Source organism: Clostridium vincentii (assembly GCF_002995745.1).
Taxonomy (GTDB): Bacteria; Bacillota; Clostridia; order Clostridiales; family Clostridiaceae; genus Clostridium; species Clostridium vincentii.
The window spans coordinates 86,190-101,683 of sequence record NZ_PVXQ01000007.1; the positions used below are offsets into that span (position 1 = coordinate 86,190).

A 15,494-nucleotide genomic window follows, 5' to 3' on the forward strand; every position below is an offset into this window, starting at 1 on the left:
CTAGATTTAAATAGGCATAGAAGTGTGCCTATTTTGTTTTATTAGGGCTATTTTAAGAAAGGAAGTATTTATGAGTAAGGTAATTATTGCAGAAAAGCCTTCTGTAGCTAAGAATATCGCAGAAGCACTGAAAATTAAAACAAGAAAAGATGGATACTTCCAAGGTGAAGGGTATTATATAACCTGGGCGTTTGGACATTTATTGCAGCTGTATGATGCAAAGGATTATGATGAAAGCATGAAAGGTTGGAGATTTGAAAAATTCCCATTTATACCTCAGGAATTTAAATATAAAATAAAATCTGATGGGGTAAATAGAAGTGCTGAGGATAAGGGAGCTAAAAAACAAATTGGAATAATTAAGTCCCTGATTGAGATGCCAGATGTTGATGGGGTAATATCTGCTACAGATTTCGATCGTGAAGGGCAAGTTATAGCAGATGAACTTTTTGGATACCTTAAGGTTAATAAACCAATTTATAGACTGCTATTAAATGAATGGACTCCAGATGAAGTTAAAAAGGGGATGGAGAGCCTTAAGGATAATAAGGAAATGGAACCTCTTCAAGATGCTGGTATTGGAAGGCAATGGTCGGATTGGATTATTGGAATTAATCTAACATCTGTTAGTACTTTAAAATATAATTTTGAAAAGAATAAAACTATAAATATAGGTAGAGTTCTTCTTCCGACTCTAAAAATTATTTATGATAGGGATAAGGAGATAGAAAATTTTCAAGCTACTACTTATTATAAGCTAACTTCAACATTTAAGACTGAAAAAAAAGATGAATTTGATGGCTTATATTATGAAAATGATAGTGAAAAATTTGAAGATAAAAGTGCCTTAGATAAACTTCTTCCACTTTTAGAGGGAAGTTGTGCAAAGGTTGTGGATAAACAGACTGAAAAGAAGAAAGAGTATCCTCCTTATCTTTTTAATTTATCAAATTTACAAGGATACATAACTAGTAAATATAAGGGGTGGACATCTGATAAGGTATTAAAGGTAGCGCAAGCCTTATACGAAAAGAAATTCACAACCTATCCAAGAACTGCAAGTGTGGTTCTTGATGAAAGCTTAGCTGATAAAGCTAGAAAGGTTTTAAATGTTATTAAGGTTGGGCTTCCATATGAGAAGGATATTAAATTTGTAAAGCTTAAGAGAGTTTTTGATAGTTCTAAGGTAGAGAGCCATAGTGCAATTACTCCAACTTATATTAAGCCAAATGGTTTAAGTCAAGATGAAGGAGTAGTTTATACTGCAATTAAGAATAGATTTATAATGCAGTTTATGCCCGTGGCTGAATTTGAGGAAAGTAAGATAACCTTAAAAGCAGAATCTGAAGAAGTTTCAGGTGAATTTATAGCAAAGGGTAAGGTTCAATTAGTTGAAGGGTTTAGAGTAGTGGAAAAAATAGAAACTAAGGATACTATTTTACCTATGGTAGAAGTAGGAGAAAAGGTAGATATAGCACAAAATAAAATAGGGATGGTAACTAAAAAGCCACCAAAGAATCATTCGGAAAAAACCTTGCTTAGGGTTATGGAAACCTGCGGTAAGGGGCTTGAGGATAAGGAAAATTCTGAGGAGATGATGAAGTCTATCCTTAGTGGATTTAGTATAGGAACACCTTCCACACGTGCGGAAACAATGAAAAAGCTTAAGGATATTGGATATATACGGACAAAGGGTAAAAGTTTAATTTGCACTGACCTTGGTAGGACAATAGTTGAAATTTTTCCAGTACCGGAGCTACTAGATTTAGAATATACAGGTAGACTTGAAAGCACTTTATCAGATATAGAAAAAGGGAAGTTTAAAAAAGTGGATTTTATGAAGCTTATTATAGATTTTACTAAAGAGGCAGTAGAAAAGATAAAGAAAGATACTGGAGCCTTATCTAAGTTTAAGGTAGAAATACCAAAGGATGTTGAGAGTTTGGGTAACTGCCCAGCTTGTGGAAATCCTGTAATTGAAGGAGAAAAGGGCTTTGGATGTAGCAACTGGAAAAGTGGATGCAAGTTTACAATTTGGAAGGATGATAGATATATATCATCCTTTGGGAAGCAAGTATCAAAGGAAATGGTTCAACTTTTACTTAAAAATGGAAAAGCTGGATTTAGAAATTTAAAGAGTAAAAAGGGTAATACCTTTTCTGCTTATTTTAAATATATAAGAAATGAGGAAACGGGATATTATAATTGGGAATTAGAATTTATCTAAAGGAAAAGAGATTTTAAATGAGTATACAGTATAAAAGCTAATTGAGATAAAAAAAAGGAGCCCTTGGGCTCCTTTTAGTTTATTTAATAAATATAGTATAGATATAGTGACCAAAGCTATAAGAAAGTGGGGCTACAAAAACTGTCATAAGGCCTGCTATTCCTATGGATAATCCACTCATAGCACCTTCAGTTTCTCCAATTTCTAGTGCTTTAGTAGTACCAATGGCATGGGCTGCTGTTCCAAGAGAAACCCCAACTGCTACACTATCTGTGATTTTGAAAACTTTACAAATAGTTGGACCCAGGATAGCTCCAATTATTCCAGTTACAATTATGGCAAGGACTGTTATTGGAACTATTCCACCAATTTGGCTTGAAAGTTCAATTCCTATTGGGGTAGTAACTGATTTTGGTAGTAATGATTTTATTATCATGGCATCTAGTCCTAAGGCATAAGAAAGGCTCATTACTGAAAACATACCTATGATAGAACCAAAGAAAACTCCTGTCAAAATTGCTTTTGCATGTTTTTTTAAGGATTCGATTTGTTTATATAAAGGTACTGCAAGTATTACTGTAGCAGGTCCTAAAAACATGTTTATAAATTTTGCCCCGGTATTATAAACCTCAAAATCTATATTAAAGGCAACTAAAAAGATTATTACTAAAGCTATAGCAACAAGTAAAGGATTTAGAAGTGGAAGTTTTGTCTTTTTGTTTAAGTATAAACCAATTTCAAAGGCAACTAGTGAAAGAACTATTCCAAAGAGTAGGTTATTTGTTAATATGTTCAAGATTTTCACCTCTTTTATTATTTTTCCTAGTTATGTATTGAACTATAAGACCTGTGCTAGATATAATTATTATAGTAGTAGCAATACAAACTACTATAAGTTTAAGCCAACTATCCTTTATTATGTCAACAGACGTCATAAGTCCAACACCCGCAGGTATGAAGAAAAATGCTAGGTGATCTAAAAGGAAGTTTGAAATAGTATTAATTTGTTCAAGCTTTATTATCTTAGTACATAATAAAAATAATAAGATAATCATTCCTAAAATATTACCTGGGACAGGTAAAGATAATACCTCAGAGATGAATTCTCCAAGTAAATAAATCCCTAAAATTATAATTGCTTCTCTAAAAAGTTTCATTTTAAAATTCCTCCTTATTATATATAATAAATGTATCACTTTGAAATTTATATGTAAACTATGTAAAGGTTAAACAAAAAAAGATTCTTAGATTTCCTAAGAATCTTTTAAATATTTTTTTTCAACCATAAAGACTAGCTTGTACATTATAAAAGCCAAGAAGGATAGTATTACTATACTCATCATTACCATATTAAGCTGAGATATTTGACCTCCATATACAATGAGAAAACCTAGACCCTCACGAGCAACTAAGAATTCTCCCATAATTACTCCAACCCATGATAAACCAACATTTATTTTTAGAGCTGAAATTAATATTGGAATGGAGTAGGGAATAATCAAATATCTAAGTGTTTTAAGTTTGCTAGCTTGGAAAGTCTTCATGAGAAGAAGTTTTTCTTTATCAATTTCTTTAAAGCCTGTGAATACTGCAATTATAGTAGTAACAATGGAAATTAAAAGAGCAATAATAATTATTGCAGAAGTACCAGTACCAACCCAGAAGATGATTATAGGTGCTAAAGCAACTTTTGGTAAAGCATTTAAAACTACTAAATAAGGATCCAATACCTTTGCTGTGAGAGGACACCACCAAAGAATAATTGCAATTATTGTACCTAAAATAGTACCAAGAGAAAATCCTAAAATGGTTTCATAGCAGGTAACATAGATGTGTCTAAAAATAGTACCATCATTATAAAGACCAATGAAGGAACGTATCATTCTACTTGGACTTGAGGTTAGAAATGGATCAACCCACTTTAAATTAGCAGATATCTCCCAAAGGGTAATAATAGAAATTAATATAAATACCCTAAAGAAAGTAACTTTCATTTTATCAAATCGTATTTTTCTTATATATGCTTCATGTTCACTGCTCATTTAGAATCTAACTCCTTCCACAAGCTATCAAAATAGTTCTTAAATTCTGGCTCAGTTCTTCTTTCAAATGGAGTTGCCTCTTTATTTGAAAAGTTTATAGAGACATCACATTGCAAAGATCCAGGCCTTTTACTTAAGACTAATATTCTATCAGATAGAGAGATTGCCTCACTTATATCATGGGTAACCATAATAGCTGTCTTGTTTTCTTTATTTATAATAGATTTAACATCATCACAGACGGCAAGCCTAGTTTGATAATCTAATGCAGAAAAGGGTTCATCTAAAAATAGAACCTCAGGATTAAGTGCAAGGGTTCTAATTAATGCAACTCTTTGCCTCATTCCACCTGATAGTTCTCTGGGATAATGATCTTTAAATTTTATTAGATCATAATCTTCAAGAAGTTTTTCTACTCTTTGGATATTAGTATCTGTCATAAGATTTTTAATTCTAAGACCAAGGGTAACATTTTCAAAAAGAGTATCCCATTCAAAAAGATGATCCTTTTGAAACATATAGCCAATTTTGTTAAGATTTTTATGAATCTCAGCCCCTTTAAAAAGAATTTCTCCAGTAGAGGGTTCTAGTAGGCCGCACAATATATTTAAAAGCGTTGATTTTCCGCAACCAGAAGGGCCTAGGATACTAAGAAATTCACCTTCTTCGACTTTAAAGTTAATATCATCTAATGCTGGAGTTTCCCCCTTTAATGAGTGGTAATTTTTAGATATATTATTAATATAGAGTAAATTCATTTTTTCACCACCTTATTTGATATGTACATTTAAGGAGAAATATAAATGTAGGGAAGCCCTAAATTTGGGCTTCCATCATTATTCTATAATTATTTTTTTTCACTTATAACTTTTTCAGCAAATGAATTATTAACTATTTTGTCATATGAAGGTCTTGAAGGGATTAGAGCTGAATCATAAGATTGTATAACATCCATTAATTTATCTAAGTCTTCTTCTTGTAAGCTTGGAGTTTCTGCTAAAGCCTCAATTTCTTTATAATTGTCAATTACCTTAATCATAATGTCCTTATCAGTACCTGGGAAAAATGAGATAATTGAGGTAGCTATTTCTTCACTTGAGTTAGCTTGAATCCATTGTTGTCCTTTGTATATAGCTCTTGTAAATTTCTCGATAGTTTCAGGATTTTCATCCATATAGGATTTACTTGAGAAAAAACAAGTATATGCAAGTTTGCCTGAAGATTCACCGATGGAAGCTACAATAGATCCTCCGCCTTCAGCTTCTAGCATAGATGCAGTAGGTTCGAATAATGCAACATAATCAGATGAACCAGCTTTGAAAGCACCTGCAGTTGCTGTAAAATCAATATTAGTAACCATTTCAACGTCTTGTTTAGGATTAATACCATGATTTTTCATAACATATTCAAGAGCCATTTCAGGAACACCACCAGGTCTGCCCCCTATTATTTTCTTACCCTTTAATGATTCCCAAGTAAAATCAGGTTGCTCAGTTTTAGAAACTAAGAAGGACCCATCTTTTTGAGTAAGTTGAGCAAAGAGTATAGGATAATCTTCACGCCCTTGATTGTTAATATAAATTACTTGTTCAGGTCCACAAAAGCCAATGTCTGCATTTTTGCTTAGGACAGTTTGCATAACCTTATCTGCTCCTTGTGCTGTGCTAATTTGAACGCTTAAACCTTCTTCTTCAAAAAAACCTTGATTTATAGCAGCATACATTGGAGCATAAAATACAGATCGAACTACTTCACTTAGACGAACTTCTTTTAATTCAGTATCAACTTTTTTTTCACAACCAACAAATGACATGGTGAATGTTAAAGTTGTTGCAAGTAAAAGAGCTAATTTGGATTTCTTATTCATTCAGGTTGTCCTCTCCCATAAGTACTTATGATTTATTGTATGATTTGTAATTGGAGAGTGTTAATTTATTTTAATTTGGATAGGGTTATGACTATTAGAAAATTTAGATTGTTTTTTTTAGGGTAGGGGACTTAATTTAAAGAAAGATAATATCAAGGGAGACCAAGGAGAGGTATAATATTTCCACCAATATGAAGTACAAACCCCAGTAACCATAATATTACCAACACTCCTATTATCCACCGTAAAAATTCCATATGCATCTCTCGTTCCCTATACTAAATTTCAATAAAAACCATTGATAGGTACAGTTATAATTAAATTATATTTTATAAAAATTCAGAATTTTTTACTGTTATATCATGTAAATAAATATATTGCAACAAATTATGACAAATAATCTTATTCATTAAGTATTATCGAAAAGTGTTATAATATAATTGTATGAGTGATACTGTATAAAGAGAATATTCTTAATTTTCAGTAAAAACGGAGGGTGATTTTTATGCTAGAAGAAAAAGTATTTACGATTCAAGAAGCTAAGAAAATAGGCGAAAATATAGGAATAAATTGGGATAAATTTAACATAGAACAATTTAGAATGGGCATGGTAGTTGAGCTTGAGCATGGAAAAATAAATTCAAACACCAATGTCACAGATAATAATCCATTGGTTACAGGCAAAATTGCACTTGCACATTTGGAGGAATTTCCTGACTATTATACTAGACTTGAAAAAATGGAAAATGATGCAGAAAAATATTGGAAAAACAAATAAACCTATATAATGAGCAGGAATCAGAGACAAGATAATCCCAATACCTGATATAAATTCAAGGTATTGGGATTGCTTTTTTATATCATTTAAAGTTCTTTATCATAGTTTAATGGCCCACTATAGCTCTAATTTAGAATTATAGCAATAAATCCTTCATCTATTTTAACCAAGAGGCTATCCAATGTGTAAGTATAAATGACGAATAAATTCACATACCATATATTGGTATGTTTTTCTTGATAACAGGTCAACAATATAAAATTATTTGTCACAATATGTTGAGTTATAGTTGTTCAAGTGTTATGGTATAGAAAACATTCCGAATCTTTTTAAAATTTAGTTAATTATAAATTTAGGAGGCGGTAAAACAATGAACATTATTACTATGAAAGATGGTACTCAAATTTATTACAAAGACTGGGGTACAGGACAGCCTGTTGTATTTAGTCACGGTTGGCCACTAAATTCTGATAGTTGGGAATCTCAAATGTTGTTCTTAGCCTCAAATGGCTATCGCTGTATTGCCCACGACCGTCGTGGTCATGGAAGATCAAGCCAACCCTTTAACGGTAACGATATGGATACTTATTCCGATGACCTTTCTGAGCTAATCGAAACCCTAGACCTAAAGAATGTTATTTTAGTTGGGTTCTCTGCCGGTGGTGGTGAAGTAGCCCGCTATATAGGTAGACATGGAACAAGTCGTGTGGCTAAGGCTGCTCTTATATCAGCTGTTCCACCACTTATGATAAAAACAGTAGCTAATCCACTTGGTTTAACTATTGATGTATTCGATGGGATCCGTGCTGGTTCCCTCGCAGACCGTTCCCAGTTCTACAAAGATCTTGCTAGTGGCCCATTCTTCGGAGCCAATAGGCCCGATTCCAAGGTATCACACGGTATGATGGATTCGTTTTGGCTTCAGGGGATGCAAGCAGGTAGTAAAAATACATTTGATTGCATTAAGGCGTTCTCAGAAACAGACTTCACAGAAGATCTTAAAAAATTTGACATACCAGTACTTATCATTCACGGTGACGACGACCAAATTGTGCCGATAGGTGCTGCGGCTCTTAGCTCATCAAAGCTAATAAAGAACGCAACCCTAAAGATTTATAAGGGCGCACCCCATGGCGTAGCGTACACTCATAAAGACCAGCTTAATGAAGATTTACTATCATTCATTAAGCTGTAAGATAGATTTTAGGGTAGTGGTATAAATACTATTAAGTCGTTTCGAATATTAAATAAATTTAAAGGAGATGTTTTTATGGATATTTATGTTTGTTCAGTATGCGGTTACGAGTATGATCCAGCAATAGGAGATCCAGATGGAAACATAGCACCAGGTACTAAGTTTGAGGATATTCTGGAAGATTGGGTTTGCCCCGTATGTGGAGTTACAAAATCAGAGTTTAATAAGAAGCAATAAAGTTTCTTATAAATAATAAAATTAATATTTAATAATGAAGCAAAAAAATTTGGGAGGTATAATTATGACTAAACTTAAAGAAATCTATAAATGTGAAATTTGCGGTAATATAATTGAGGTTATACATGAAAGTGTTGGGATTTTAGTTTGTTGTGGACAACCAATGAAATTACAAGTTGAAAACACTGTGGATGCAGCAAAAGAAAAACATGTGCCCGTTGTTGAAAAAGTTAAAGGCGGAGTTCTTGTTAAAGTTGGTGCAATTGAACACCCAATGCTTGAAGCTCATTACATTGAATGGATAGAAATTCAAACTGCAAATAAAATATACAGAAAACATCTAAGTCCTGGAGAAAAACCTGAGGCTAAGTTTCTTGTAGAAGAAGAAGTTTTAAGTGTACGAGAATATTGTAATGTTCACGGATTATGGCAAGCATAGAATATTCTATTTAATTTGATTAAATATAGATATAAAGTTTATGAGGAGGCTAAAAATTGAGATGTTTAAAAGGAACAAAAACTTCCGAAAATCTTTTAAAATCATTTGCAGGAGAATCTCAAGCAAGAAATAGGTATACATATTATGCTTCAGTAGCTAAAAAAGAAGGATACATCCAAATGGGAAACATATTTACTGAAACAGCAGGTAATGAAAAAGAACATGCAGAAAGATTCTTTAAATTTTTAACTGACAGTGATTTAAATGGAGACCCAATTGTTATTAAAGAGGCTGGTTATCCTATTTACCTAGGAGCTACTAAGGAAAACCTATTAGCAGGAGCTGCTGGTGAGAATGAAGAGTGGACGACTTTATATCCTAATTTTGCAGAGGTGGCAGAAGATGAAGGTTTTATTGATATTGCAAATGTATATAGAAAAATTTCTGAGGTTGAGAAAAGACATGAGATTAGATATAGAAAGCTAGCCAAAAACATTGAGGATGGTACTGTGTTTATTAAAAATGAAACAACTCTGTGGAAGTGCAGTAATTGTGGATTTATATTTGAAGGTAAATATGTGCCAGAAGTTTGTCCAGCATGTGATCACCCTAAAGGCTATTTTGAGATATTTACAGAAAATTATTAAAAATGTAATAAAAAAGCATCTACTGATAGGCAAACAGATTTACTAAATAATTAACACAGGGTATTTTAGGAGGCCACTGAAAAAGTGTCCTAATAGTATCTTCAAAAAGTCGTAGACTAAAATAGTCTGCGATTTTTTCTTGCACAGAAACACTGGAGGTACTGATTTTAGAATTTCTAAGAATTTATAGGTTAATATTGATGCACAAGATATATATCTATAATAGAAACATTAGTTTATATGTATAAATATTAAGATATATAGAATAAGAGATAGGGGATTAACCCTAACTCTCAATTCTTATCAAAATACACCAATCTCTTCTAACTGTACATAAAGTTTATAGGAAAGCTTAAATTTATCACTAGCAAAGTGATTTATTGTATGATTCGTAATTGTAGAGTGTTAATTTATTTTAATTTAGATGAGGTCATAATTAATTAAGTAGGATTTCAAAGAACTAGCAAACTATGTAAGCAAAAATCCTAGAGGGGATAGATTAGAGAAAATTATTGATAATATATAAAGAATATAATAAACTTTTATTAATTTTTTTTTGCCAAGAAGAGTTTTTAAGGCGTATTGGAAAATCAAGGGTTTCTGAAAATTTAATGTTAAAAGAAGGGCTTCTTATATAGTCTTAGCGAATTTAAAAGTAGACCTTCAATAGATGCGGATTATTTACTTAAAAATCAATCTAATGATATTGAAAATATCAAAGAAATCATTTCGGAAATAGCATTGATTTCAAAGGAAGATGACTTTATAAAATTTGGAATAAAGAGTTTAGAGCCAATAGCAGAACAAAGGGAATATAATGGAATTAGGGTAAATATGATAGGGTGAATATAGAAGAAGATGAGGCATTTTATATATGGAAGCATGAACAGAAACAATATTTAAAGATAAAGGTTGATAAGTAGGTATATATATTACAAGCAGACAAGACCAGCAAATTATTAATTGCTGGTCTTTATATTAGGATTAGATACAAAAAAATTAAAATTCAAGAAGATGATAATACAAATTTTGTATCTCAATGTGCATTTGCGGAAGAGATAAAATATCATGGAAAATGGCAACCAGAAATGAGAACTTGGCTAGTTGTAAAAGATTTTTATGATGATATGATTAGTAATGGATATGCGTCTGATGATGGTAGTGGATGTAAGCGTTCTAAATTAGGTGATATTATTCAGTTTTTCAGTAATGGTAAAAAAGATTGGACTCATTCTGCCATTTTAACAAAGTTGGATTCTACGGGAATGTATTATAGTGCACATAGTAAGAATAGGTATGATTGGCCAACATGGCAGCCTATAATGAGTGGTAATTATACAGATAATAGGGTTATTAAATTTTGGTGAGGTGAATATGAGACATATTAAAATTAAAGCTATAGTTTTGGTGGTGATTATTGCAATAATTACTATATTTAGTTATAGCTATTATAAAAAAGTGAACTTAACGCCTAAGGAAGTAATAGAAAAAAATTGTGATGCATATAATTCAAAAAATCTGATAAAGTTAAAATCTACATGGTCTAATAGATTATCCGGTGGAGTATTAATATTTGATGATTCAGTAAATATAGAGATTTATAGTATAGAAGAAGATTTTAAATTAAAAGATGGTTATATGGAATATGGAAGGGGTTCTATAAATGGAATCAGTAAAGATAATGTTAAAGCATATAAAGTCATTTATGAAGAAGTAAGTAATACAATTGATACTAATAGTGAAAAGTTATGGAAAGATATTATCTTAATAAAAAAAGGGAATAGAAGTCCTTGGTTAATCGATGATATTGGAGTATGACTTTTAGTATGTGATAATTGTGGAGAGATACAAGATAGTAATGATTTTACAGTAGAGGAAAGTGAATAGTAAAATAAAGATAATTCTAATTATTTAGAAACTAAACCATATCAAAGTAGAAGAACCCTTAAATTGGTGTTTTTCTCCTGGGACAGGCTAAAAAAGGGAAGGCAGGACAAGCATCTAAAGTGCTTACCATGCCTTCACACAATAAATCTACAAATTTTAAATAGGGGAGAAAAATAAAATGGTTAAGAAAAAATCTATAGGAGTTATTATTGTTACAATAATTATATTTATGATTGCATTTATAGCAGGAGTTGCATTCCCTAAATTCTCAGGAATGACAATGCCAATAATATATTATTTAACTCTAATGTTTGTTATTGTATTTGTAGTAAAGAAGTATGAAGGCAAAAAGCTGAATAGTGTAGGATTATATTCTAATAACTTAATAAAACAAATTGGTATTGGCATTGGAATTTTTTTAGTTTTAAGTTTATTTACTATAGCTCCATTACTAGCAGGAGTTAGTATTCAAGAGGTTCTTAATTTCAAACCTAAAAATCTTGGCGTATTAATATTTTTTATATTCTTTGACATCTTTTGTGTTGGATTTGGTGAGGAACTTGTATTTAGGGGATATTTTTTTAAAAGATTAAATGAAATATTCAATTCTAAAGTGTGGGGAATTGCAATTTCTTCAATTTTATTTGGATTATTTCATTATCCAACCAATCATGATATAGTACAAGTTATTACTGCAATCTTCTTTGGAGTATTTATGTCATTATGTACATTGAAAATTAAAAATTGTGGATTGATTTCATTAGCAATAGCTCACGGATTAACAGATGCATTTGTAATATTTTTAGGATATTTTCTCCTATAAAATAAAAGAAGCTATTTATTAGTATCTGAGATAGAGGAGTATGACTTGGATAAAATAGTACACTCTTTAGAAACAGAATTTAATAAATAATAAAGGAAATAACATAGAGCATCTATCAAATGGTAGGTGCTTTTCTTATGACTATTTTTAGAAGGGAGCGTGATTCCTATGAAAATTCTATCTGGAATATTCAAGTCGAGAGACAAGCTTAACACAGACAACACAGCAGGTAACGGACATCAATTTTTATTCGGTGGATCCACTTCCGGCAAAGTGATGTATTGTACTAATGCTGGAATTCATAATTTCGCCAATATTTTTGTTTATGGTGGCGCTGAGATAGTAAATATTTAGTGATATCTTTATATGTACACTAAAAACGAAATGATTTTTGTCACAAATTTCATTATATGGTAGAATAATTGGGAATGAAAAATTAAGGGGGAAACAATAATGAAGCAATTAAAAAGAGTAGTCTTAATTATGCTATTTTTTACATTAGTAGGGGGAGTATATGGATGTGGAACTAAATCTCCATCCAATACGGTAGAAGACTATTTAGAAGAAGTAAAAAAAGGTGAAAGTGGGGAATTTTCTGATTTACTAAATCAAACCTTAGATAAAGCAGAAAATAAAGAAGAAACACAAAAACAAGAAATTTCAGATGAAACAACTAAAAAATTAAGTAACTCTATACAAGATTTAACGTATACTATAAATTCTGAAAAAATAGATGGCGATTCTGCGACTGTAAATGTAAAAATTAATGGGCCAGATATGGCTGCAGTAATGACAGATTATATTCAAAAGGCGTTTACAAATGCTTTCGCACAAGCGTTTTCAGATAAGAAAGCAACTGACGAGGAAAATAATAAACTATATGATAGTATGTTATTAGAATGTCTAGATAATGTTAAATATACTGAGAGAACAGGAGATATTTCATTAACTAAAACAGAAGGTGACTGGAAAATAAATAAGGATGATGCATTAACAGAAGTATTAATTAATATAGATAATTCTGCTTTTAATTCACAAACACAAAGTGAAGAAAATAGCATTAGTTAAATTAAACAGATGACATTAAAGTAGCCATAGTAGATGATTAAGGAAATGTACTTGGAACTTATCTAGTATATGATAAAAATAGAAGTCCAAAAAATGTTCCAGTAGGAGGGAAATGTCAAGCTAGTGATACTTTTGCAATTAAGCTTGGACTAACTTTATTAATAGCCATTGTATTACACCTCTTTTATCTTATTTCATCGTATATATATGCATTTATTAGAATAATTGCAGAAATAATCGAAGATAAATAAAAAATAAGTATTATCATTAAAAATTGTTAATGATAATACTTATTTTATTGAGAAATTCATTGGTGTAAATGAATATGTTTTAATTATAGACAGTAAATAGAATATATATTCATTAGTAATGAATTTATACGTCAATAGGAGGAGTTAATGAGTTTATGAGTGAAACTGATGTATCATTTACGTTAAATAGAATTTTTACTGAATGGTATAGGGAAGTCAACTATTAGGAATTCAAGGCTAATTTAATATATATGTTTTTAGGATTATTATGTAAAGAGAAAAAAGCACATAAATACATGGAATTAATACAATATAAGTGAGTTAATTATTTTTAGGAGAATCAATAGTATTTATGGAACAATATAATAATCAAATGACTAATAAAAAACAGTCACAACAGGCACTTAAAGAAGTAAAACAAGCAGTTCAGGGGGAAAGAGAAGATGAATTATTTTATGATTATCTTATTAGTGAAGCCCCGACTAGTGAAGAAAAAGAAATAATAGGTTCTATCAGAGATGATGAACAGAGACACAACCAATTATTTAGAATGATTTATGAAGATTTTGCAGGCATGGAAGTTCCAATAGGTGGTGAAGAAACTTTTGAAAGACCTGAATCATATCTAGATGGTATTAAAAAGGCTTTATTTGGAGAATTAAGAGCAGTAGAAAAATATAGAATTATTAGAAGAAGACTCCCTAGGGGACCATATAGAGATATATTATTTAATATAATTACAGATGAACTAAAACATGCTTCAAAATATAATTATCTGTTTACATTAAACAGTAATATGAATAATTCATCTATGAATAGAAGTGCAGCGCGGCAGGATACATCCAAATTTACTCCAGATGATTGGGTTAAGTACATTACACCATTAGTTAATCGTGCCTTAGCAGAGGCTAAGGAAGGTATTAATCCTGAACACTTATATCAAGAATTTATCCTATCAGGTGTACTTGTTGGATTAGGAAAGAATCCTCAAGAGGCTATTGAACAAGTTGAAGAATGGGAGAAAACAGGGACTTCACAGTTGTTGGCAAAGAGTAAGATGAGTAGGTACTTTAAGTATTAAGACTATATTTAATAGTTGTCAATTTCTTGATTTTTAAGTAAAAGAAGTTAAAGAAATATTAAAATAAAAAGATAGTTGGAATTAATAAAAAGAGAGAAAGCTGAACAATGGCTTATCCTCTCTTTTTTTGTTATATTGCATGTGTGTAGGGACTACTTGGGGAGTAATTACAAGAACATTTTGCACTACTATAATCATATAATTTATAGATAGAAATATTTAAGAGGTATTTATGTCCATTTATTTTGATTTCAAAACTATTAATGAACTTATAGGAGATAATTATTATAGAGAACAAAAAGAATTTACTTTAGAGGAACTATCACAGTATGTATGGAAGTAACGGAAAACCTGCTTATGTAGCAATAGAAGGTATAGTTTATGATTTGAGCAAAGAATCAACTTGGGTAGGAGGAACACATTTTGGTCTTACAGCTGGAAAAGATTTAACAGAGCAATTTAATTCTTGTCATGGAATGATTAAAATTCTTAATAGTGTACCTAAGGTTGGGATACTTGCAAAAAATAATAATATTATGAATGCAACTATAAGTAGAGTAGAAGAGACATATAATTTCAGTCCTGATGATTGGGTTAGATATATTACTCCATTAGTTAATAGTGCATTAGAAGAAGCTAATGGTGGAATTAATCTGGAACACTTGTTTCAGAAATTTATTTTGGTAGGTGTACTTGTAGGTCAGGGAGAAACTTTTCAAGAAGCCATTAATCAGATAGAGGAATGGGAGGATACTGGTATATCTCAGTTGTTAGAAAAGAGCAAGATGACTTGAGGTTATAATTAAGGAAAATCAATTATGATAAAGTTAGAACAGCCAGTAACTTTATTTTAGTACTGACTGTTCATTGTGGATTAGCCATCTTTATGCATTCATTGACATAAGTGATGAAGACAGTTGGGCACATTCAACAAGAATGCTTATGCAGTTTT

Annotated in this window: 18 protein-coding genes and 1 pseudogene; 13 read left to right on the forward strand and 6 right to left on the reverse strand. The window is 31.1% G+C overall.

Annotated elements, in window-relative coordinates; translation table 11 throughout:
• The first annotated feature begins 70 nt into the window (after positions 1-70).
• A complete protein-coding gene (locus CLVI_RS04925; RefSeq protein ID WP_106059011.1) occupies positions 71-2,227 on the forward strand; it encodes a type IA DNA topoisomerase in 2,157 nt (718 codons plus the stop codon).
• A 79-nt stretch (positions 2,228-2,306) separates the two neighbouring features.
• Here CLVI_RS04925 and CLVI_RS04930 read toward each other — a convergent pair whose 3' ends face one another.
• The 6 genes from CLVI_RS04930 to CLVI_RS18095 all read right to left on the reverse strand — a co-directional run bounded on the left by CLVI_RS04930 (position 2,307) and on the right by CLVI_RS18095 (position 6,399).
• Complete coding sequence (locus CLVI_RS04930; RefSeq protein ID WP_106059012.1) at positions 2,307-3,023, reverse strand: LrgB family protein; 717 nt, start codon at positions 3,021-3,023, stop codon at positions 2,307-2,309.
• A complete protein-coding gene (locus CLVI_RS04935; protein ID WP_106059013.1) occupies positions 3,004-3,384 on the reverse strand; it encodes a CidA/LrgA family protein in 381 nt (126 codons plus the stop codon). The genes CLVI_RS04930 and CLVI_RS04935 overlap by 20 nt, the downstream gene beginning before the upstream one ends.
• Before the next feature lie 96 nt (positions 3,385-3,480).
• On the reverse strand, positions 3,481-4,269 hold the full coding sequence (locus CLVI_RS04940; protein ID WP_106059014.1) for an ABC transporter permease: 789 nt from the start codon (positions 4,267-4,269) through the stop codon (positions 3,481-3,483).
• Entirely contained in the window at positions 4,266-5,027 is a 762-nt protein-coding gene (locus CLVI_RS04945; RefSeq protein ID WP_106059015.1) for an ABC transporter ATP-binding protein, read from the reverse strand. The genes CLVI_RS04940 and CLVI_RS04945 overlap by 4 nt, the downstream gene beginning before the upstream one ends.
• Before the next feature lie 89 nt (positions 5,028-5,116).
• A complete protein-coding gene (locus tag CLVI_RS04950; RefSeq protein WP_106059016.1) occupies positions 5,117-6,136 on the reverse strand; it encodes an ABC transporter substrate-binding protein in 1,020 nt (339 codons plus the stop codon).
• Positions 6,137-6,288: 152 nt separating this feature from the next.
• Positions 6,289-6,399 carry a DUF5670 family protein gene (locus CLVI_RS18095; protein WP_423237131.1) on the reverse strand — a complete coding sequence of 37 codons (111 nt, stop codon included), beginning with the start codon at positions 6,397-6,399 and terminating at the stop codon, positions 6,289-6,291.
• Between the two features lie 242 nt (positions 6,400-6,641).
• On the opposite strand from CLVI_RS18095, the gene CLVI_RS04955 reads away from it, so the two are divergent.
• From CLVI_RS04955 to CLVI_RS05010, 12 genes and pseudogenes are all read left to right on the forward strand, one after another.
• Positions 6,642-6,914, forward strand: a complete 273-nt coding sequence (locus tag CLVI_RS04955; protein ID WP_106059017.1) for a DUF5661 family protein — start codon at positions 6,642-6,644, stop codon at positions 6,912-6,914.
• A gap of 370 nt (positions 6,915-7,284) precedes the next feature.
• On the forward strand, positions 7,285-8,109 hold the full coding sequence (locus tag CLVI_RS04960; protein WP_106059018.1) for an alpha/beta fold hydrolase: 825 nt from the start codon (positions 7,285-7,287) through the stop codon (positions 8,107-8,109).
• 75 nt (positions 8,110-8,184) lie between these two features.
• Positions 8,185-8,346 carry a rubredoxin gene (rd, locus tag CLVI_RS04965; protein WP_106059019.1) on the forward strand — a complete coding sequence of 54 codons (162 nt, stop codon included), beginning with the start codon at positions 8,185-8,187 and terminating at the stop codon, positions 8,344-8,346.
• A 64-nt stretch (positions 8,347-8,410) separates the two neighbouring features.
• Positions 8,411-8,785, forward strand: coding sequence for a desulfoferrodoxin (locus CLVI_RS04970; RefSeq protein WP_106059020.1), 375 nt, complete (start codon positions 8,411-8,413; stop codon positions 8,783-8,785).
• Between the two features lie 56 nt (positions 8,786-8,841).
• Positions 8,842-9,432: a rubrerythrin gene (rbr, locus tag CLVI_RS04975; RefSeq protein ID WP_106059021.1), complete on the forward strand. Its 591-nt coding sequence runs from the start codon at positions 8,842-8,844 to the stop codon at positions 9,430-9,432.
• Between the two features lie 663 nt (positions 9,433-10,095).
• Positions 10,096-10,278: pseudogene (locus tag CLVI_RS18100) on the forward strand (hypothetical protein); the annotation flags it as partial.
• A 152-nt stretch (positions 10,279-10,430) separates the two neighbouring features.
• Entirely contained in the window at positions 10,431-10,799 is a 369-nt protein-coding gene (locus CLVI_RS04980; RefSeq protein WP_278320501.1) for an amidase domain-containing protein, read from the forward strand.
• A 7-nt stretch (positions 10,800-10,806) separates the two neighbouring features.
• Positions 10,807-11,250 carry a DUF4829 domain-containing protein gene (locus CLVI_RS04985; protein WP_106059023.1) on the forward strand — a complete coding sequence of 148 codons (444 nt, stop codon included), beginning with the start codon at positions 10,807-10,809 and terminating at the stop codon, positions 11,248-11,250.
• 247 nt (positions 11,251-11,497) lie between these two features.
• Positions 11,498-12,142 carry a CPBP family intramembrane glutamic endopeptidase gene (locus tag CLVI_RS04990; RefSeq protein ID WP_106059024.1) on the forward strand — a complete coding sequence of 215 codons (645 nt, stop codon included), beginning with the start codon at positions 11,498-11,500 and terminating at the stop codon, positions 12,140-12,142.
• A gap of 453 nt (positions 12,143-12,595) precedes the next feature.
• The gene (locus CLVI_RS05000) at positions 12,596-13,210 is read left to right on the forward strand and encodes a DUF4878 domain-containing protein (protein WP_106059026.1); all 615 of its coding nucleotides are present in this window, start codon (positions 12,596-12,598) and stop codon (positions 13,208-13,210) included.
• 624 nt (positions 13,211-13,834) lie between these two features.
• Positions 13,835-14,542, forward strand: coding sequence for a ferritin-like domain-containing protein (locus CLVI_RS05005; protein WP_423237132.1), 708 nt, complete (start codon positions 13,835-13,837; stop codon positions 14,540-14,542).
• A gap of 329 nt (positions 14,543-14,871) precedes the next feature.
• Positions 14,872-15,336, forward strand: coding sequence for a cytochrome b5 domain-containing protein (locus CLVI_RS05010; protein ID WP_242980561.1), 465 nt, complete (start codon positions 14,872-14,874; stop codon positions 15,334-15,336).
• Positions 15,337-15,494 lie beyond the last annotated feature (158 nt).

What these genes read in the sequence shown, in the direction of transcription:
- CLVI_RS04925 (WP_106059011.1), top strand. Translation starts at nt 71, where the DNA reads ATGAGTAAGGTAATTATTGCAGAAAAGCCTTCTGTAGCTAAGAATATC.
- CLVI_RS04935 (WP_106059013.1), bottom strand. Translation starts at nt 3,384, where the DNA reads ATGAAACTTTTTAGAGAAGCAATTATAATTTTAGGGATTTATTTACTT.
- CLVI_RS04940 (WP_106059014.1), bottom strand. Translation starts at nt 4,269, where the DNA reads ATGAGCAGTGAACATGAAGCATATATAAGAAAAATACGATTTGATAAA.
- CLVI_RS04945 (WP_106059015.1), bottom strand. Translation starts at nt 5,027, where the DNA reads ATGAATTTACTCTATATTAATAATATATCTAAAAATTACCACTCATTA.
- CLVI_RS04950 (WP_106059016.1), bottom strand. Translation starts at nt 6,136, where the DNA reads ATGAATAAGAAATCCAAATTAGCTCTTTTACTTGCAACAACTTTAACA.
- CLVI_RS18095 (WP_423237131.1), bottom strand. Translation starts at nt 6,399, where the DNA reads ATGCATATGGAATTTTTACGGTGGATAATAGGAGTGTTGGTAATATTA.
- CLVI_RS04955 (WP_106059017.1), top strand. Translation starts at nt 6,642, where the DNA reads ATGCTAGAAGAAAAAGTATTTACGATTCAAGAAGCTAAGAAAATAGGC.
- CLVI_RS04960 (WP_106059018.1), top strand. Translation starts at nt 7,285, where the DNA reads ATGAACATTATTACTATGAAAGATGGTACTCAAATTTATTACAAAGAC.
- rd (WP_106059019.1), top strand. Translation starts at nt 8,185, where the DNA reads ATGGATATTTATGTTTGTTCAGTATGCGGTTACGAGTATGATCCAGCA.
- CLVI_RS04970 (WP_106059020.1), top strand. Translation starts at nt 8,411, where the DNA reads ATGACTAAACTTAAAGAAATCTATAAATGTGAAATTTGCGGTAATATA.
- CLVI_RS04985 (WP_106059023.1), top strand. Translation starts at nt 10,807, where the DNA reads ATGAGACATATTAAAATTAAAGCTATAGTTTTGGTGGTGATTATTGCA.
- CLVI_RS04990 (WP_106059024.1), top strand. Translation starts at nt 11,498, where the DNA reads ATGGTTAAGAAAAAATCTATAGGAGTTATTATTGTTACAATAATTATA.
- CLVI_RS05000 (WP_106059026.1), top strand. Translation starts at nt 12,596, where the DNA reads ATGAAGCAATTAAAAAGAGTAGTCTTAATTATGCTATTTTTTACATTA.
- CLVI_RS05005 (WP_423237132.1), top strand. Translation starts at nt 13,835, where the DNA reads ATGACTAATAAAAAACAGTCACAACAGGCACTTAAAGAAGTAAAACAA.
- CLVI_RS05010 (WP_242980561.1), top strand. Translation starts at nt 14,872, where the DNA reads ATGTATGGAAGTAACGGAAAACCTGCTTATGTAGCAATAGAAGGTATA.